Genomic DNA, 19,236 nt, shown 5'->3' with positions numbered 1-19,236 from the left:
ATTGAACTTATGCTTAAGCATAAACAAAAAATGCCTCTAAATAGAGGCATTTAATATAAAAATTATTTTGCGATACTTTGTGAGCATCGAAAGAGCAAATTACTTGCGTTTGCGATTAATTGGCTCAACGAACTGCAGCTGCATATCCCAAGGTTGCTCAATCCAGGTTTCTTGAGCGATATCAACAACGTAATCGTCCAGTAGCTCAGCGCCAGAAGGCTTTGCACATACCGCGATCAATTTCGCTTTAGGGTACATTTCACGTAGCTTACGTGCAGTGTCACCACTATCCACTAAATCTTCAACGATTAGGAAACCTTCGCCATCACCTTCAGGAGCTTTAAGTACGCTCATGTCACGTTGATGATCATGGTCGTAGCTTGAGATGCAAATAGTATCAACGTAACGGATACCTAATTCACGAGCAAGAATCGCAGCAGGTACTAGACCACCGCGGCTCACACCCCAGATACCTTTCCACTGTTCAGCAGGCATTTGGCGAGCAGCAAGCTCACGACAGTTTGTCTGCATTTCATCCCAGGTGATGATGTATTTTTTTGGCATAACTTGAAAACCTATTTAATGACGCAATTAAGCGGTCAAAACATATTTTAGGATAAAGACAGCAGACATAACCCAAACACTCATGGAAACGTCACGTCCCTTACCGCTCAACAATTTGATTGCAGCGTAAGAGATGAAGCCTAGAGAGATACCCTCTGCGATAGAGAACGTTAGAGGCATTAGCAGGCAAGTTACTACTACAGGAGCAGCTTCTGTAATGTCACTCCAGTCAATGTTCACTAGACCAGAAAGCATCAGGATAGCTACATAAAATAGCGCTCCTGCTGTCGCATAGGGCGGAATCATACCCGCTAATGGAGAAAACAGCAAAGCCAATAGGAAAAGTACACCTACGGTTACTGCAGTCAAACCAGTACGACCACCAGCCGCAACACCAGCGGTTGATTCTACGTATGATGTGGTGTTAGAAGTACCAAGCAAAGCACCCACAGAAGTGGCTGTTGAGTCAGCCAGTAGTGCTTTATTAAGGCGAGGTAGCTTGCCATCTTCTTTGATTAGGTTTGCTTTAGTTGCAACACCCACTAACGTGCCCGCTGTATCAAAAAGGTCAACAAACAAAAATGCGAAGATAACTGAGATCATGCCAACTTCAAATACACCAGCAAAATCCAATTGCATGAATGTTGGTGCAAGGCTCGGTGGAGCTGACATTAGGCCGTTGTATTGCACATCGCCAAAAATTAGACCGAAAACGGTAACGCAAAGGATAGCGATCATAACCGCACCACGAACGCCGCGGTGAACAAGAGCGATAGTAATAAAGAAGCCAACTGCTGCCAGAACCGCATTCAAACTCGTGATATCACCAAGAGAAACGAATGTTGCTGGGTTATCGACTACGATGCCTGCGTTCTTAAGGCCAATAAATGCAAGGAATAAACCAATACCCGCTGAGATACCGGTACGCAGAGACATAGGAATTGAATTAATAATCCACTCGCGAATACGGAACAAGCTAAGCAAGATGAACAAGATGCCCGATACAAATACCGCTGCCAGTGCAACCTGCCACTCATAACCCATGCCAAGAACAACGCCATAGGTAAAGAAGGCGTTAAGACCCATACCTGGGGCTTGAGCAATTGGGTAGTTAGCGTAGAGGCCCATGATGAAACAACCAATAGCCGCAGCTAAACAGGTTGCTACAAATACAGCACCGTGATCCATACCAGTTGCAGATAGCATCGATGGGTTAACAAAGATGATGTACGCCATTGTCAGGAAGGTAGTCATACCTGCAATGATTTCCGTGCGAACCGTAGTGCCGTGTTCACGTAGTTTGAATAGCTTCTCGAGCATAATCAATTCCTAAAAGTTTCTAAAAGTAATCGTTTGCGTATCTAAATTGGCGTGAATTATAGTGAGTAATATCACGAAATACCATACTGTTTTGGCTATAAATTCATTTGGATCACTTAATGCGCAGGTCACCAATGTAAGCGTATACATTAAGTCATTGATATTTATAAATATGAAAGACTTAATTCCCTCTGTAAAATGAGGTTAATATTTCATCTTGTCTTAAAGTTACAACTCAAAAACGACAGATAAGCACTTATGTAGCACATAGAAATAAGCCTCTTACCCAGTAATCATCAGAAGAGCACTCAAACTGACATCATCCCCCACTCTTTCATCACCATTGACTGCCTTCGAATGAGAAATTCAGGCGAAAAAAAAGCCGCTCCAAACTGGGCGGCTTATGAAATCAGTAATAAATTTCCAATATATCAGGGGTGAACCGAAGTTCAATCACATGCTTAAAAACCCTATAAATAGGGTTGAAACTCTATATGAAATACATCTTTAGCTGACAAGCTATTGATGTACCCATCTAAAATCCCAAGACTAATTAGTTTAAAATCAACAAATTAGCACTTTAATTCAGCATAGATACAGACAAAATGATGAGCGGGGTGGCTCACAGAAGGGTAGTCTGTATCGACAGGGTTAATATTACCGATCCTGTAATTTAATTACAAGTATTTTTCTTAAGTGGGGGCATGAAAATCCAAAACGGGCTATTTTACGACCTGATTTGGTAATTTAATTTCACACGTAAAATAAATAACTTAACCTCAATTGCTTCACTATCGCGTCACAAATGATAATAAAACTTACTCAATAGTTACGAGTTTGCCTGTCCAACCCTAGTTCACAGTGATATCCTGCCCACCATTCATCGGCCTACTCTAGGCCGAATTGAGTACTTAGTTGCTATCTGTATGCATGAAGGAGTATTACATGTCCCAATTTCTCAGCGAGATCACTCAACAAACTCAAAATCCAATCTGGCCATTCTTCGATAAGATCTGTTCTATCCCGCACCCATCTAAGCATGAACAAGCATTAGCCGATCACATTGTTGCTTGGGCTAAAGAACAAGGACTAGACGTTAAAGAAGATGCGGTAGGCAACCTTTTCATCAAAAAGCCTGCAACTCCTGGTATGGAAAATAAGAAAGGTGTTGTGCTACAAGCGCACATCGACATGGTTCCTCAGAAGAATGAAGATACCATTCATGACTTTACTACTGACCCTATTCTTCCCTATATCGATGGCGAATGGGTAACGGCGACGGGTACTACCTTAGGTGCTGATAATGGTATTGGTATGGCGTCATGCCTAGCTGTTCTTGCATCAAACGATATTGCCCATGGCCCAATTGAAGTACTGCTAACCATTGATGAAGAAGCGGGCATGACCGGTGCTTTTGGTTTGCAACAAGGCTGGCTTGAGGGGGACATCCTTCTTAATACCGATTCTGAGCAAGAAGGCGAAGTGTATATGGGTTGTGCCGGTGGCATTGACTCTAGCCTTGAATTCGCTATCGAGCGTGAAGATGCCCCGCAAGGCTCTGTGACTAAAAAACTGATCTTGAAAGGCTTGAAAGGCGGCCACTCTGGTTGTGATATTCACACTGGTCGTGGTAACGCGAACAAGTTGCTGGCACGTTTTCTTGCCGGCCACGCCGAAGAGCTAGAACTAAGACTGATTGATTTTACCGGTGGCAGCCTGCGCAATGCTATCCCTCGTGAAGGCTCTGTTACCCTTGCCCTGCCTCAAGCAAATGTAGCTAAGCTTGAAGAGCTGTACGCAGTTTACACTGACCTGCTTAAGGCCGAGCTAGGCGCTATTGAAACCAATCTGGTTACCTTTGTAGAAGATGCACCAGCTCAATTCGGTGTTTTCTCAACTCAAAGCCAGCAATCATTAGTTGCCGCGCTAAACGCATGTCCAAATGGCGTGATTCGCATGAGTGATGCCATTGAAGGCGTAGTGGAGACCTCTCTTAACCTTGGTGTGATCACCACAGAACAAGATAAGGTGACGGCGCTTTGCTTGATTCGCTCTCTTATCGACTCAGGTCGCAGCCAAGTGGAAAGCATGCTGACGTCTGTTGCGACACTGTCTGGTGCTAAGATCGCATTTTCTGGTGCGTATCCTGGTTGGAAGCCGGATGCAGATTCAGAAATCATGGCTATCTTCCGTGACATGTACCAAGAAGTGTATGGTCACAAACCCAACATTATGGTGATTCATGCCGGTCTTGAGTGTGGTCTGTTTAAGAAGCCTTATCCAAACATGGATATGGTGTCATTTGGCCCAACCATTAAATTCCCTCACTCTCCTGATGAGAAAGTGAAAATCGACACTGTTGATTTATTCTGGGAACAGATGGTGAACCTACTTAAGCATATCCCTGAAAAAGCATAAGTTTTCTCTGTTTCAGGCACTAGAAAGCCGAGCGTTTAGCTCGGCTTTCTTATATCTAGAGCAAAGCGTTATGCTTTAGTTGCTGCTAGTTCTTCAAGTTGAGAAAGCGTAGTTTCAGACATTAGCTCACCGTTGTAGTAGTAGCTAACTTTTTCGCCGTCACGTACACCCATGATCAATGCCTTGTCGCCATTGTTGTAGGTTACGTTCATTTGAATCGTATCTGCATCAATTGCTTCGAATGTAGATGATTCAACCTGACGCATAGAAATTGGGTCTAGAGGTGCTTCAGTCAGTGAAGGATCAAGGTCATCGTTCATGTTGTACATAGTCTTCACTTTCGAGTCGAAGATATGTGGCTTGCCATTGATTGGGTTTTTACCTGCCCAGAATTCGATGGAGTTAAAGATCAACGCATCCACCGCTACCGTTAGTGCGTATACAGGTGCAAGAAGCATGTTCACACCACCACGAGCGTAACGGTTATCAACCACTTCAAGGTTAAACTTCATTACGTAGCCAGTCACTGCGTTACTACCGATACAACCACTTAACGAAGCAGCAACAACTGCCAAACCTACTGCCTTTAAGCCAAATTTTTTCATGCTATGAATCCTTCAAATTTTTATAATGAAAAAGGTGATCTGCCTATCTAAAATAGCTGATTTTCAATTGTTTACAATAAAATAATTGAACTTGCTTGTAAGTTTAGTGTCAATTCCGTCTTCCCGACCTAGGAATCATATGTGAACCTAATAAATACACTCAACATCAAAAGGTTAGGTTAATAAATGCAAAGATTCAACAACTAAAGCTACAAATACCAAACACCAGCAACAAACCAGAAACTATTCGTAACTTATTAAATTTAGACACAAAAAAAAGCGACCTTTGCAGGTCGCTCTTGTATATAAATAAGACTATTAACGCTGTTTAGCCGATATTCTTACGAACGTTGCGGAACATGCGCATCCAAGCCGAATCTTCACCCCAAGACTCTGGAGCCCATGAGTTGGCTACGGTTCTAAATACACGCTCTGGGTGCGGCATCATAATAGTCACACGGCCATCTGCTGTAGTTAGACCTGTAATTGCGTTTGGTGAACCATTCGGGTTGTTCGGGTACTGCTGAGTCGCATTACCGTTATTGTCTACGTAACGCAGTGCAACCGTACCTGAGTTCTCAATCGCATTCAGATGAGCTGAATCTTTCACTTCAACTCGACCTTCACCATGAGATACAGCGATAGGCATACGAGAGCCCGCCATACCATCAAAGAACACAGAATCAGACTTCTGAACCTCAACCAAGCTAAAGCGAGCCTCAAAGCGCTCAGATTCATTACGTACGAATCGAGGCCAAAGGTCAGCACCAGGGATCAGCTCTTTAAGGTTAGACAGCATCTGACAGCCATTACATACACCTAGAGAGAAGGTATCTTCGCGGTTGAAGAAGCCTTCAAACTGGTCGCGAGCCGCTGAGTTAAACAGTACAGACTTAGCCCAGCCTTCACCAGCGCCTAGAACATCACCGTAAGAGAAGCCACCACAAGCCACAAGGCCTTGGTATTCTTCAAGTACCGCTTGGCCTGTTAGGATATCGCTCATATGGATATCAACAGAATCAAAGCCAGCACGGTCAAAGGCAGCAGCCATTTCTACATGAGAGTTGACACCTTGCTCACGCAAGATTGCCATCTTAGGCTTAACGCCTGTTGCAATGTATGGTGCCGCTACATCTTCACGGACATCGAAGGTTAGGTCTACGTTTAGGCCTGGGTCAGAATTATCTTTCTTCGCTGCAAACTCTTGGTCTGCACAAGCAGGGTTATCACGCAGTGCTTGCATCTTATGCGTCGTTTCAGCCCAGATAGTACGTAGTTCGATACGAGAGCGCTCTATGATTGCACTGCCGTTAGCAAAGATTTCAAAGCTGTCGCTTGCTTCAACACTGCCGATAACATGTGAACATGCTTCTAGGCCGTTTGCTGCCAATACTGCGCGCACTTGCTCAAGGTCTTCGTTCTTAACCTGAACAACCGCACCTAATTCTTCATTGAAGAGTGTCGCTAGCGTGTCTTCGCCTAGATCAGAGATGTCAGCTTTCATGCCACAGTGACCAGCAAACGCCATCTCAGCAAGGGTAACAAATAGACCGCCATCACCTTTATCGTGGTAAGCAACCAGCTTGTCGTCACGCACTAGGGTTTGCATCGCGTCAAAGAAGCCTTTTAGCTGCTCTGCATTATCCACATCAGCAGGCTTATCACCCAACTGCTTGTAAACCTGTGCCAGTGCTGTAGCACCCATGCGGTTCTTGCCATTGCCAAGGTCAACAAGGACTAGGCTAGACTCTCCTTTATCCGTGCGAAGCTGCGGAGTTACCGTCTTGCGCACATCTTCTACGCGACCAAATGCTGTGATAACCAGTGAAAGTGGAGAAGTCACTTCTTTGTCTTCACCATTCTCGTTCCACTTAGTCTTCATCGACATAGAGTCTTTACCCACAGGGATAGTCAGACCGAGTGCTGGACATAGCTCTTCACCCACAGCCTTCACTGCTTCATAAAGACCAGCATCTTCACCGGGGTGACCTGCTGGAGACATCCAGTTTGCTGAAAGCTTAATGCGTTTAATATCGCCAATGTCAGTACCCGCGATGTTAGTGAGAGACTCACCCACCGCTAAACGAGCTGAAGCGCCGAAGTCTAGCAGTGCCACTGGAGTACGCTCACCCATAGACATAGACTCGCCGTGGTAAGTGTCGTAGCTCGCTGCAGTCACAGCACAGTTCGCAACCGGTACCTGCCAAGGGCCAACCATTTGGTCGCGAGCGACTAGGCCCGTTACACTGCGGTCACCAATGGTGATTAGGAAGGTTTTCTCAGCAACGGTTGGTAGGCGAAGTACGCGATCAACCGCTTCGTTTAGCTCAATTCCATCGCGATTGATTGCCGGGCTTTCAACCTTCAGCGTTTGCGCGTCACGGTGCATCTTAGGTGTTTTACCTAACAAGATGTCCATTGGCATATCGATTGGTGTGTTATCGAAATGAGAATCTTCGAGTGTTAGCTGACGCTCTTCAGTTGCGATACCTACAACCGCGTACGGTGCACGTTCACGCTTACAGATAGCGTCAAACGCTGCCATGTTCTCATCCGCAACTGCCATTACATAGCGCTCTTGAGATTCGTTACACCAGATCTCTAGTGGGCTCATGCCCGGCTCATCGTTTGGCACATCACGCAGTTGGAATTTACCACCACGCTCGCCATCATCGACGAGTTCAGGTAGTGCGTTCGAGATACCGCCAGCACCCACATCGTGGATAAAGGCAATTGGGTTGTCATCGCCAAGCTGCCAACAACGGTCGATCACTTCTTGACAGCGACGCTCCATTTCAGGGTTTTCACGCTGAACAGAGGCAAAATCTAGGTCTTCTGCCGACTGACCAGACGCCATTGAAGAAGCAGCACCGCCACCAAGGCCGATGTTCATCGCAGGGCCGCCAAGTACGATTAGCTTAGCGCCTACAGGGATTTCTTTCTTCTGAACGTGCTCGTCACGAATATTACCCATACCACCAGCAATCATAATAGGCTTGTGGTAACCACGGATTTCTTCACCCGCGTGAGAGGTGACTTTTTCTTCGTAAGTACGGAAGTAACCCAATAGGTTTGGACGACCAAATTCGTTGTTGAATGCTGCGCCACCTAGGGGGCCTTCAGTCATGATGTCTAAAGCCGTAACGATACGGCCTGGCTTACCAAAGTCCGTTTCCCATGGCTGCTCAAAACCTGGAATACGTAGGTTTGATGTGGTGAAACCCACTAGACCCGCTTTTGGCTTACCACCAATACCGGTCGCGCCTTCATCACGAATCTCACCACCAGAACCGGTTGAAGCACCTGGCCAAGGAGAGATTGCTGTTGGGTGGTTATGGGTTTCAACCTTCATCAAGATGTGTGCATCTTCATGATTGTAAGAGTATTGACGAGTCTCTGGGTTCGGGAAGAAACGACCCACTTTAGAGCCTTCCATAACCGCTGCGTTGTCTTTGTATGCAGACAGAACGTGGTCAGGGGTAACTTCCATGGTGTTTTTGATCATCTTGAACAGTGACTTGTCTTGAACTACGCCGTCAATTGTCCAATCTGCGTTGAAGATCTTATGACGACAGTGCTCAGAGTTTGCTTGAGCAAACATCATCAATTCAATATCGTTAGGGTTACGACCTAGTGTATTAAAGCTATCAACTAGGTAATCAATTTCATCTTCCGCTAGCGCAAGACCCAAGTTTACATTGGCGTCTTCTAGGGCTTTGCGGCCACCGGCTAGTACATCGACAACAGTATGCGGCGCTGGCTCTGCAACAGTGAATAGTGCAGCAGCTTGTTCCATCTCACCAAAGACCACTTCCATCATGCGGTCATGTACCAATGCTTTTACAGCCTTGGTTTGTGCTTCATCCAAAGCAACAGATGTTTCAACATAGTATGCCGTACCACGCTCTAGACGCTTAACCTTGTCCAAGCCACAGTTATGAGCAATATCTGTAGACTTAGAAGACCAAGGAGAGATAGTGCCTGGGCGAGGAGTCACAAGCACTAAAGTGCCTTGTGGTTCATGCTCTTCGATCGTTGGACCATAAGTAAGCAGCTTTTCAAGCTTCTCTGCCTCTGACGCGTCAAGTTCTGCACTCACGTCTGCAAAATGCATAAACTCAGCATAAATACCTGTTACTGGCAGGTCTTGTTCACGGCAAAGTTCTAGTAGTTTTTGTACACGAAACTCAGAAAGAGCTGGGGAGCCACGCAAAATTCTCATGTGCTTAGGTCTCTTTGATGATGGATTAAAGATAATATTCAAATAAAAACAATAACTTAATTAAATTATCCATCTTTATTTCAATATTACCTGGGTTGTTTCGGGCGTATTATAAAGCAAATCTTTTTGTGAAGTAACACAAAAAGCAACCGTTTGCGCAAATTTTTGCGTCAAGGTATCTCTGATGGATACATCGTGAGGTCAAACCCTCAGATGCGAATACAGTTTGCTCATGATTCTAGTTTCACTTCCCCGGTGATAAGGGGTTTGATATAAAGGGCGAAGCGTTAAAAAAAATCCCCCTTATTATTCGGAGTTGTCCCGCACAATGCGCACGTCAGTGTTAACTAAATTCTCCCTGCTAATGGCCTCGTTCATAGCCTTACTTTCTGTCACTGGCTGTCAGTACGAAACCGACACTAAGAACGAATTGCAACAGATCAAAGACCGAGGTGTGCTGCGCGTTGGAACGCTAAACAATCAACTCTCCTATTATATCGGCCCTGATGGCCCCACCGGCTTAGAGTATGAGCTAGCGTCAGAGTTTGCGAAGCAACTTGGCGTTCGTTTGGAGATCAAACCTGCCTATCGCCTCTCTGAGCTATTCCCTGCATTAAGAAATGGCGAGGTCGACATTGTTGCGGCAGGCCTTACTCAGGCACCTAACCGAGTTAAAGCGTTTAGAGCGGGACCGGCTTATTACTACGTCAGCCAGCAAGTGGTCTACAAAAAAGGCACTTGGCGCCCTCGCAACCTAGACCAGCTCATTGAAAGCGGTGAATCCATTACTGTGGTTAAAGGATCGCATTTTGAGCAGACCCTCTTGGATCTTGCGAAGGAGCATCCTGATCTTAAATACGAGATCACCGATAGCTATGATATTAATGATTTGCTAAAACAAGTCTCGCAAGGCGAGCGTCTATTTACAGTCGCCGATTCTATTGAGCTTTCCATTACTCAACGTATCTACCCTAATATCGCACTCGCGTTTGAATTGACAGAAGACCAACCTACGTCTTGGTTCTTGCGCAGAGGCGCAGACGAGAGCCTTTATGCTCTGGTTTTAGAGTTCTTTGGCGACATTCAACAAAATGGTCAATTACAGCTAATAGAAGAGAAGTACTTTGGGCATATCGAAGACTTTGATTATGTCGATACTCGCGCGTTTGTGCGCGCCTTAGACAGCAAGCTGCCTAAATGGGAACCTCTCTTTCAAAAGTATGCCGGTGAGTTTGACTGGCGCTTAATCGCAGCCCTTGCGTATCAAGAGTCGCATTGGAACCCAGATGCAAAATCGCCGACAGGCGTGCGTGGCATGATGATGTTGACCCTACCCACTGCTAAAAGTGTGGGTGTCACCGATCGCCTTGACCCTGAACAGTCGATTCGAGGCGGTGCTGATTACTTGAGAAAGATCGTTAATCGCATTCCCGATAGTATCAATCAGCATGAAAAGATCTGGTTTGCTTTAGCCTCTTACAACGTTGGCTATGGGCACGTAATGGATGCAAGACGCATAACCAAAGCACAAGGTGCCGACCCTGATCTGTGGAGTGATGTGAAAACGCGCCTACCTTTGCTTCGTAAAAAGGGGTACTACGAGTACACACGCTACGGCTATGCCCGTGGTGATGAGGCTCTCAATTATGTGGAAAATATTCGTCGTTACTATCAAAGCATCATTGGACATATTGATCAGCGTGACAATGCCAATGTAGAAACCAACACCGATGGCCTGATGGTGATAGAAGCCCTAGAGTCTGCAAGGTCTGAGGCTTCTGAAACACTCAGCGATGAAAGTGAATCCGCCACCGAGGAATAGAGAGAGATAGCTCACAAATTAAATTCAACTGAACAATCGTTTGCGTTTATTTGCGATCTAGATCCTATGTTTAGATTCATATTATAGTAACAATCATGTTCTATATATGTGTAGTGCAAACATCGAAACGTCAGTGATTGTTTGCTTACATGAAGTTCATAGGAGATTGTTCGTTGAAACTAAAAAGAAAGCTATCTAAGAAATTATCAAATAGCACTGTTTCAGCTAACCGTCGTAAGCGTATGCTAGCCAATAACAAGAAGAAGCTTCTTTGGCGAAACCGTTCTTACGTAACGTTAGCGTTGTAGTAAAACTGAAAGCAAACATTTGGCGCAAAGAAGTTGAATGTTTGCCTAATCCCCCTTCTGCTCTGCCTCTCTTTTCAAACGCTTTAACTCTTTCTGCTCTTTCCTGCGCCTTTTAAAAAACGCCTGCAATTGTTCTCTGCATTCTACTTCCATCAAACCCGATTCAACCGTGGCATAGTGATAAGCCGCTTGGCTTTCAAATAGATCAAGCACCGTTCCTGCCGCCCCAGCCTTAAGATCCTGCGCACCAAACACAATACGTTTTACTCGGCTGTGTAATAAGGCACCTGCACACATAGGGCAAGGCTCAAGAGTGACGTATAAGGTGGTATCAAGCAGTCGATAATTTTGCAAAGCCTCACCGGCCTTTCGCAGTACCTGGATCTCAGCATGAGCGGTCGCATCGTGAGCGCCAATACAACGGTTCCAGCCTTCAGCAATGATTTCATTATCTCTTACCAGAACCGCGCCTACCGGCACCTCGCCTTCATCTTCTGCATTTTGCGCAAGCTCTATAGCACGCTGCATATAATGATGGTCTTGTTCAGAAAAGGATGGAGTGTTTATTTCGCTCATATCAAGGCCTACGAATTAATTTGAGGGCAATGTACCCTGAGCCAGTTTCGCGCTCAAGAATTCAATTGCCATTTTGACTTTAGGTGAAAGATGACGGTTTTGCGGATACAGCGCCCAGATAGGCTCTCGCTCACAGCGATAATCAGGGAGCAGCTCTACTAGGTTGTTCTTTTCTATATGCGACGCCACATAGAAGTCAGGAAGCTGAACTACACCTCGCCCTTGCAAGGCAGCTGCAGTAAGGACATTTCCGCTATTGCATCGAAAGCTCCCTCTCATCGTAAGGTTGAGCTTTTTGTTATTTTCCAGAAAACGCCAGGTAGAAGAGGAGCTCAACAGGCAATCATAGTCAGCCAACTGAGAAGGATGTGGTACTTCTCCATGCTCAGCAATATAGTCAGGGCTTGCGCACACATATTGCTGACGCTCTGAGAGCTTCTTTGCAATGAGAGTGGAGTCTGGAAGCTCGCCGATACGAATCGCAATATCGAATTTATCAGCGATGAGGTCTAGCCTATCGTTACTCAATTGCAAATCCAGCTCGAGCTGAGGGTAAAGTGCAACAAACTCCATTAGCAAGGGCGCTATCACCGATTCTCCATAGGTAGTGGGCGCCGTGATCCGTAAACGGCCGATAGGCAAAGAGTGCGATTCGGTAACCTCTCTTTCTGCTTCTGCCAGTCCATCAAGTAGCATACGGCAATGTTCAGCATACCCTAAGCCAATATCAGTCACCGACACTCTGCGCGTCGTTCTATGTACCAACTTGACGCCTAGTCGAGCTTCTAAAGCGGATAATCTACGACTGATCTGAGCAACAGAGGTATCGAGTGCGAGAGCAGCCTTAGTGAAACTTTCACTATCCGCCACAGCAACGAACTCTTCAATGCCTTCCCACTGACTCATTATTACACCTGCGTAAAAGTGATTTTCAAAAAGGCTAGTTTATCATCATAAAAGAAACAATATAATCGTTCTCATAGTCTAAAGTTTTAACTAACTCTTTCGCCAATAGGAAATCACTATGACCGACCAATTTATCAAATCACGCGCAGCTGTTGCTTGGGGACCAAACCAACCACTGAAGATGGAAGAAGTGGATGTTATGTTGCCAAGAAAAGGCGAGGTTCTGGTTAAGATCATCGCAACCGGCGTGTGTCATACCGATGCATTTACTCTATCGGGCGAAGATCCAGAGGGTATCTTCCCATCAATTCTGGGCCATGAAGGTGGCGGTGTTGTAGAGATGGTCGGCGAAGGCGTCACCAGTGTGTCTGTAGGTGATCATGTAATACCTCTTTACACCGCAGAGTGTGGCGAGTGTAAATTCTGTAAATCAGGTAAAACCAACCTATGCCAAGCGGTACGCGAAACCCAAGGTAAGGGCTTGATGCCAGATGGCACAACGCGCTTCTATAAAGATGGTCAGCCTATTTATCACTATATGGGCTGCTCTACCTTCTCTGAGTACACAGTACTACCAGAGATCTCTTTGGCAAAAGTGAACAAAGATGCCCCTCTTGAAGAGGTGTGTTTACTCGGTTGTGGTGTTACCACAGGTATGGGTGCGGTATTAAATACAGCCAAGGTAGAAAAAGGCGATAACGTGGCTATCTTTGGTCTTGGCGGTATCGGTCTGTCGGCGATCATCGGCGCAAAAATGGCAGGAGCTAATCGCATCATCGGCGTTGATATCAACGAGAGTAAGTTTGAACTTGCAAAACAGTTAGGCGCGACAGACTGCATCAACCCGAAAAATTACGACAAACCAATCCAAGAAGTGATCGTCGATATGACTGATGGCGGTGTTGAGTACTCATTTGAATGTATCGGGAATGTCGATGTGATGCGTTCGGCTCTTGAGTGTTGTCACAAGGGTTGGGGCGAATCCGTTATCATTGGTGTTGCCGGTGCAGGGCAAGAGATCTCTACTCGTCCATTTCAGTTAGTCACTGGGCGCGTATGGCGCGGCAGTGCATTTGGCGGGGTGAAAGGCCGCTCTGAACTGCCTGAGATTGTAAATCGCTATATGGCTGGCGAGTTTGGCCTGCAAGAGTTCATCACCCACACTATGGGCCTTGAAGACATCAACGAAGCCTTTGACCTAATGCACCGAGGTGAAAGTATTCGAACAGTAATCCATTTCGATAAATAACCGCAGTAATAGCGGCGCTATATCTAGGATGTAGCGCCGCTTTTTTATTTTGGGAACCCTTTATGAGCATCAACAAAATCAATGAAACAAAAGTCTTTGGTGGGTTACATCAACGATTTACTCATCAATCCAGCGCTACACAATGTGAGATGACCTTTGCCATCTTCTTACCCCCGCAGGCCGAGCAACACCCTGTTCCTGTGCTCTACTGGCTATCAGGACTCACCTGCACCGATGAAAACTTCATGCAAAAAGCCGGGGCATTTCGTAAGGCCGCTGAGCTGGGTATTGCTATCGTCGCTCCCGACACTAGCCCTAGAGGTGACTCAGTGCCCGATGATAGCGACAAAGCCTATGACTTCGGACTAGGAGCTGGGTTTTACTTAAACGCCACCGAGGCGCCTTGGAAAGCACACTATCAGATGTACTCCTATGTGGTCGATGAACTGCCAGCCTTAATTGAGTCGCAGTTTCCAGTCACCCACAAAAAAGCGATCTCGGGACACAGCATGGGCGGTCATGGCGCCTTGACCATAGGGCTGAAGAATCAAGACAAATACCAATCAATCTCAGCGTTTAGTCCTATTACCAACCCGACTGAGTGCCCTTGGGGCATCAAGGCGTTCTCTAACTACCTAGGTAATGATCAAGCGCAATGGCAAGACTATGACGCGTGTAAGCTGCTGGCAAAGCACGGCTGTCAATTGCCGATTCTTGTTGACCAAGGTGATGCTGATGGCTTCTTAGAAGAGCAGCTGAAGCCTAACCACCTTATTGATGTGGCCGCACAGCAGCAACTGGACTTTGAGCTTCGTATGCAGGCTGGCTATGACCATAGCTATTTCTTTATCTCAAGCTTTATCGACGATCATCTAGCCTTCCACGCTAAACACCTGTAATACCAACCCGTAGAAACAACAAAGCCCGCCTAAATAGGCGGGCTTTTCTTTTATCTATAAGTCACTTACATGGTGTAAGTGTAAGGTGCTTGGATACCTAGTGGAATACCAAGAGCCCAGTAAGCTAGCAAGAAGATAGTCCAACCAATCAGCATTGCGATTGAGAATGGCATCATTAGAGAAGCTAGGGTACCGATACCTGTGTTCTTAACGTAGCGTTGGCAATAAACCACAACTAGAGGGAAGAACACCATTAGTGGAGAGATGATGTTAGATACAGAATCACCCACACGGTATGCAGCCTGTGATAGCTCAGGAGAGATACCTACCGCCATCAGCATTGGAACTAGGATAGGACCAATCAGTGCCCACTTAGCCGATGCAGAACCTACAAGAAGGTTAACCATCGCTGTCAGTAGAATCATGCCAACAACCGTTGCTTCACCTGGAAGGTTCATCGCTTTTAGGCCTTCAGCGCCGTATAGCGCTAGCATAGTACCGATGTTTGATTGACCAAACGCCACTAGGAACTGAGCACAGAAGAATGACATTACCATGTACGCACCCATAGTGTTCATGGTGTCAGACATAGATTTGATGACGTCGTTGCTGCTAGAGAACTTACCTACCACTCGGCCATATACGATGCCAGGAATGATGAATAGGATGAAGATCAATGGAACAATTGACTGCATGATCGGCGCAGAGAATGCGGTGATCTCACCTTCAGGAGAACGCAGTGCAGAGTTCTCAGGCATGATTGCAAATACAAGTAGTGCAATACCCGCGATCATTGACCAACCAGCGTATTTGAATGCTTTCGCTTCTAGCTCAGTCATAGAGCCAAGATCAGGTGCTTCTTCAGCGTCTTCATCTACTTTAGTGGTCGCGTTTAGGCGAGGTTCGATGATGCGCTCAGTAACAAACCAACCGATAGCAACAATCAATACTGAAGATAGGCCAGTGAAGTAGATGTTTGCTAGTGGGTTAACAATGTATTCAGGGTCTAGAACGTTTGCCGCCGTCTGAGTAAAGCCAGCTAGAAGCGGGTCGATACCAGAAGGAATAAAGTTCGCAGAGAAACCACCAGATACACCTGCAAATGCAGCTGCAATACCCGCTAGAGGGTGACGACCCGCAGCGTGGAAGATGATACCACCTAGTGGGATAACCAATACGTAGCCAGCATCTGCTGCTGTGTGAGACACGATAGCAACAAGGATAAGCATTGGAGTAAGAAGTTTAGCTGGCGTGAAGCTCAACATCTTCTTTAGACCCGTAGTGATGAAGCCAGAAGAATCTGCTACACCAACACCCAACATTGCAACCAGAACGATACCTAAAGGAGCAAAGCCAGTGAAGGTCGTTACCATGTTCGCAAGGAAGTGAGCCAACGCATCACCGGTTAATAGGTTTGTAATCTCAAGAGGATCACCGGTGCGCGGGTTGATTAGGTCAAACGAGACATTAGAAAGTAGGGCTGAAAAAACCCAAACTATGATTAATGCCCAAAAGAATAAGATAGCTGGATCTGGGATCTTATTACCTGCTTTTTCTATCAGGTTTAAGAAGCGATCCATGCCACCTTGTTTAGGTGCTGTGTTTGCTGCTTGGTTGCTCATTAGATTACCGCTCTGTGACTTTTACAAAAATGTAAAATGCTAAAAAATTGGTATTATTTTTATTAGGGCGCACATTTTACCCAAACTAATGCGAAAAAACAGAATCTAAGTTTGCAAAATGAGGTGTCTGGCGCTTATTTTGCACCCAGTTAACAAGTGCAAAATAATCCCATTACAGGTAAATCTACAATTAATCCACAAACGCAACCGAGCGGTTACCTAAACGATACTTTATGTATTAATATCGTTGATTATTACTCTCTGCAACATTTGATGGCTGGCAGTTAATATAGAGTTAATGAAATGCTACCCAAGTGGATATCGCAACAGATTCAGGCTGACCCCATGGATTGACCCAACTAGCAGCAACCTCTAGCTTGGTCCCCAATACGCCCACAGATGATGTTTGATTACTGCTAGAGAGCGTCATATCAACACTGAGCTCTTCTAGCCCTGGCCACTGCGAGTCGATGGCAGTGCCTGCAATCGTCATAATGCGGGCGTACTCCAAATAGTTTTCCATATGATGCAGTACAAGTAAGGATTGCTCTGCGTGCTTCGACTCTCTTTGCAAAAACACACCACCTTGAATCAAACTCAGCGACAGCAGTGACACCAAAGCGACGGATACCAATACCTCAAGCATGGAAGCCCCCAACTCCCTGAAAGAACAATTAGAAGTCACGCCAACTGCCTTTGAGCCATTCTCGCTTAGCAAACCTAAATCTAGACGTCATAAGATGCGCTTCATTTTCCACAACCTCTAGGACGCCTTGCTCAAGCAAAATCGGCGCTGAAAGCTCTAAAAACAATCCCCCCTCAATCTTTGGATTTTCGACAATACTAACCTCAAAGCTTTCCTCAAGAGAGTGCCAGATTACGATGACTCCCTGTAGCGTTTGACTGCCAGAAAGAGCCAAGTCGCCGCCAACAAACAATAGAAAAAATGGCTCACTTGAGGATAAAGCGGTTAATTGGTCCCAATGATAAGTGCTAATAGAGCAATGGCCAATAATGACGAAACTGCGAGCACCATTCGCACTTTTCAGTAAAAGATCATCACCGCAGGCCTGCTTTGACGTCACTTCAATTTCTTCCCCCCAACGCGGTTTTAAGAGGTTGAGATCCGTATATCCAAAGAAATGCGAAACCACCGATGGTCCAACGAATATCGAAGATCCCAATATGCCCTGAGGTAAAGCCTGATTTGAGGCAATGGCCGCATCATATTCCATCTCCCCAAGCGTCATTACAGCGCTACTGGCTATACTCCCTTGGTCTGCTTGAAGCTTAAATTGGTTCTTCGTCTCTTGGGCTTCAACCGACAAGTTTGTGTTGCCATCTTGCGCGCATTGCACTGTTGGGAGTGTTTGTAGCGAGATGGTATATATAGCCAAGCAATTGATGGCCGACTCAAGTTGCCAATCGAGGTTCAGCCGCTTGTGATGCAGGTGAGCTTGCCACTTCATTGAATCGGTCAAATAGCGAGAGTTATCTAAAGCGATAAACCCCATCACAAATAGAGTAACTAGCACCATAAAGAGTGCATACCCTCTACTGTGATGCATCGCCATCTACTTGCATATTACGTGATGCCACATAGATAATATTGGCTCTAGGAGACTCTCCTTTTAGCGCTATGGCATAGTCAATGCGCAGCAAACTTCCGTCATCAGTAGCCTTGGTAACCTCAAAGTCTCTCATAGATAAAAGCTTGTCGTTCAACATCGAAAAGTTGATGGCGTTAGAACAGGTATCGAGCAAGGGTAGTTCGGACCCGTGAGAGCCAGCGCAATACTTGAGTTTGTCTGCAGCGCATCTCGCCAAATTGATACTCGACGATACTCTCCTGCTTCATCTTTGTAACCCAGAGAGATTTTTGCTCCTTGTATCTCGATGCCAGAAGATTGTGCGTACCCAGCCCTTCTTACTTCACCTCTTAGGTAAGTAGCTAGATGATGGCTGGCAATGAGCAGTTGCGTGCGCTTGATTTGCTGTGACAACAACTGTTGTTGGTGCACAAATAAGGTAGAAGAAGAGAGCAACAGCAAACTGGACAGGCTAAGCCCGAGAACCAACTCAAGCAGTGATAGACCGCTTTGTGCCCTTAGCATGTGCTATAGCCATAAGTACGTTCACCGGCAGCGCAAATCCTGATTCTTCCAGTAATGTCATGGTAGATCACTTTGATTTTGCTCTCTGAATCTAGCCAAACACTGATATTGCCGTTGCCCGATGGTCTGCCGGTTAGGCCTGAAAATCGCAGCGCTGTTGCGGTCGAGCTTAGAGAAACATCGGAGAGGATTTGCGGGTTAATCGCCTTATTGAATATGGAAGATGCAGTACGTGCATCGGCGTCTGCATGAAGGGCGATATAACTATTACTTGGTGTTGATTGAATATGAAGCCATAGGTCCTTTTTCATCCCATAGGCGGCATCTCGCCCCGCAATAAAAGCGGTATGAACTTGAGCTACCGCGCGCTTCATTTTGAAATTATCAAGTTGCTGTTTAACTGGGCTAACTACCCACTGGCCTGTTATCCCCAGTAACAAACAACACACCAATACCTCGATAAGAGAGTAACCCTTAATGCTCTTGATTGTCGTGTTCATAACCGAACACTAGTTGCTTCTATAACGGTGGTAAATCTGACAAAAGAATCTTAGGGGATAAGACGCAAAAACTCATACTTCTACTGGTACAAAAAAGGCCAACACTAGGTT

General features: G+C 45.8%; 17 protein-coding genes. 5 read left to right on the top strand and 12 right to left on the bottom strand.

What is annotated here, in order from left to right; translation table 11 throughout:
* Positions 1-99 precede the first annotated feature (99 nt).
* Together OCU35_RS03285 and OCU35_RS03280 are read right to left on the bottom strand one after the other, a co-directional pair.
* Positions 100-564 carry a xanthine phosphoribosyltransferase gene (locus tag OCU35_RS03285; RefSeq protein ID WP_017028272.1) on the bottom strand — a complete coding sequence of 155 codons (465 nt, stop codon included), beginning with the start codon at positions 562-564 and terminating at the stop codon, positions 100-102.
* 27 nt (positions 565-591) lie between these two features.
* A complete protein-coding gene (locus tag OCU35_RS03280; protein WP_017028273.1) occupies positions 592-1,884 on the bottom strand; it encodes an NCS2 family permease in 1,293 nt (430 codons plus the stop codon).
* A gap of 945 nt (positions 1,885-2,829) precedes the next feature.
* Between OCU35_RS03280 and OCU35_RS03275 the strand changes: the two genes are divergently transcribed.
* Positions 2,830-4,302 carry an aminoacyl-histidine dipeptidase gene (locus OCU35_RS03275; RefSeq protein WP_261825642.1) on the top strand — a complete coding sequence of 491 codons (1,473 nt, stop codon included), beginning with the start codon at positions 2,830-2,832 and terminating at the stop codon, positions 4,300-4,302.
* A gap of 68 nt (positions 4,303-4,370) precedes the next feature.
* Here OCU35_RS03275 and OCU35_RS03270 read toward each other — a convergent pair whose 3' ends face one another.
* The gene (locus tag OCU35_RS03270) at positions 4,371-4,907 is read right to left on the bottom strand and encodes a DUF3332 family protein (protein ID WP_017028275.1); all 537 of its coding nucleotides are present in this window, start codon (positions 4,905-4,907) and stop codon (positions 4,371-4,373) included.
* 328 nt (positions 4,908-5,235) lie between these two features.
* A complete protein-coding gene (purL, locus tag OCU35_RS03265) occupies positions 5,236-9,129 on the bottom strand; it encodes a phosphoribosylformylglycinamidine synthase (protein WP_065599007.1) in 3,894 nt (1,297 codons plus the stop codon).
* A gap of 328 nt (positions 9,130-9,457) precedes the next feature.
* Between purL and mltF the strand changes: the two genes are divergently transcribed.
* Positions 9,458-10,951, top strand: a complete 1,494-nt coding sequence (gene mltF, locus OCU35_RS03260) for a membrane-bound lytic murein transglycosylase MltF (protein ID WP_261825641.1) — start codon at positions 9,458-9,460, stop codon at positions 10,949-10,951.
* A 173-nt stretch (positions 10,952-11,124) separates the two neighbouring features.
* Positions 11,125-11,259, top strand: coding sequence for a hypothetical protein (locus OCU35_RS03255; protein WP_257744107.1), 135 nt, complete (start codon positions 11,125-11,127; stop codon positions 11,257-11,259).
* Positions 11,260-11,304: 45 nt separating this feature from the next.
* Here OCU35_RS03255 and tadA read toward each other — a convergent pair whose 3' ends face one another.
* Together tadA and OCU35_RS03245 are read right to left on the bottom strand one after the other, a co-directional pair.
* A complete protein-coding gene (gene tadA / locus OCU35_RS03250) occupies positions 11,305-11,835 on the bottom strand; it encodes a tRNA adenosine(34) deaminase TadA (protein WP_017028278.1) in 531 nt (176 codons plus the stop codon).
* Positions 11,836-11,850: 15 nt separating this feature from the next.
* Positions 11,851-12,741, bottom strand: coding sequence for a LysR substrate-binding domain-containing protein (locus OCU35_RS03245; protein WP_261825640.1), 891 nt, complete (start codon positions 12,739-12,741; stop codon positions 11,851-11,853).
* Between the two features lie 118 nt (positions 12,742-12,859).
* Here OCU35_RS03245 and OCU35_RS03240 point away from each other — a divergent pair, with 118 nt between their 5' ends.
* Both OCU35_RS03240 and fghA read left to right on the top strand, forming a co-directional pair.
* Positions 12,860-13,990: an S-(hydroxymethyl)glutathione dehydrogenase/class III alcohol dehydrogenase gene (locus OCU35_RS03240; protein WP_261825639.1), complete on the top strand. Its 1,131-nt coding sequence runs from the start codon at positions 12,860-12,862 to the stop codon at positions 13,988-13,990.
* Positions 13,991-14,052: 62 nt separating this feature from the next.
* Positions 14,053-14,889 carry an S-formylglutathione hydrolase gene (gene fghA / locus OCU35_RS03235; protein WP_102430853.1) on the top strand — a complete coding sequence of 279 codons (837 nt, stop codon included), beginning with the start codon at positions 14,053-14,055 and terminating at the stop codon, positions 14,887-14,889.
* A 65-nt stretch (positions 14,890-14,954) separates the two neighbouring features.
* On the opposite strand, the gene OCU35_RS03230 is transcribed toward fghA, so the two are convergent.
* The 6 genes from OCU35_RS03230 to OCU35_RS03205 form a co-directional block, all read right to left on the bottom strand.
* A complete protein-coding gene (locus tag OCU35_RS03230) occupies positions 14,955-16,511 on the bottom strand; it encodes an AbgT family transporter (RefSeq protein ID WP_017032684.1) in 1,557 nt (518 codons plus the stop codon).
* Between the two features lie 295 nt (positions 16,512-16,806).
* Entirely contained in the window at positions 16,807-17,157 is a 351-nt protein-coding gene (locus OCU35_RS03225) for a hypothetical protein (protein WP_017028283.1), read from the bottom strand.
* 28 nt (positions 17,158-17,185) lie between these two features.
* Entirely contained in the window at positions 17,186-18,079 is an 894-nt protein-coding gene (locus OCU35_RS03220; RefSeq protein WP_261825638.1) for a hypothetical protein, read from the bottom strand.
* A complete protein-coding gene (locus tag OCU35_RS03215) occupies positions 18,066-18,215 on the bottom strand; it encodes a hypothetical protein (protein WP_261825637.1) in 150 nt (49 codons plus the stop codon). Before OCU35_RS03215 ends, OCU35_RS03220 begins: the two co-directional genes overlap by 14 nt.
* A gap of 17 nt (positions 18,216-18,232) precedes the next feature.
* Positions 18,233-18,625 carry a hypothetical protein gene (locus OCU35_RS03210; RefSeq protein WP_261825636.1) on the bottom strand — a complete coding sequence of 131 codons (393 nt, stop codon included), beginning with the start codon at positions 18,623-18,625 and terminating at the stop codon, positions 18,233-18,235.
* Entirely contained in the window at positions 18,619-19,125 is a 507-nt protein-coding gene (locus OCU35_RS03205; protein ID WP_102427248.1) for a pilus assembly FimT family protein, read from the bottom strand. Before OCU35_RS03205 ends, OCU35_RS03210 begins: the two co-directional genes overlap by 7 nt.
* Positions 19,126-19,236: the final 111 nt, after the last annotated feature.

Source organism: Vibrio breoganii (assembly GCF_024346795.1).
Taxonomy (GTDB): domain Bacteria; phylum Pseudomonadota; class Gammaproteobacteria; order Enterobacterales; family Vibrionaceae; genus Vibrio; species Vibrio breoganii.
Note: the sequence above shows the minus strand (reverse complement) of the source record. Positions and strands in the feature narration are given on the sequence as shown.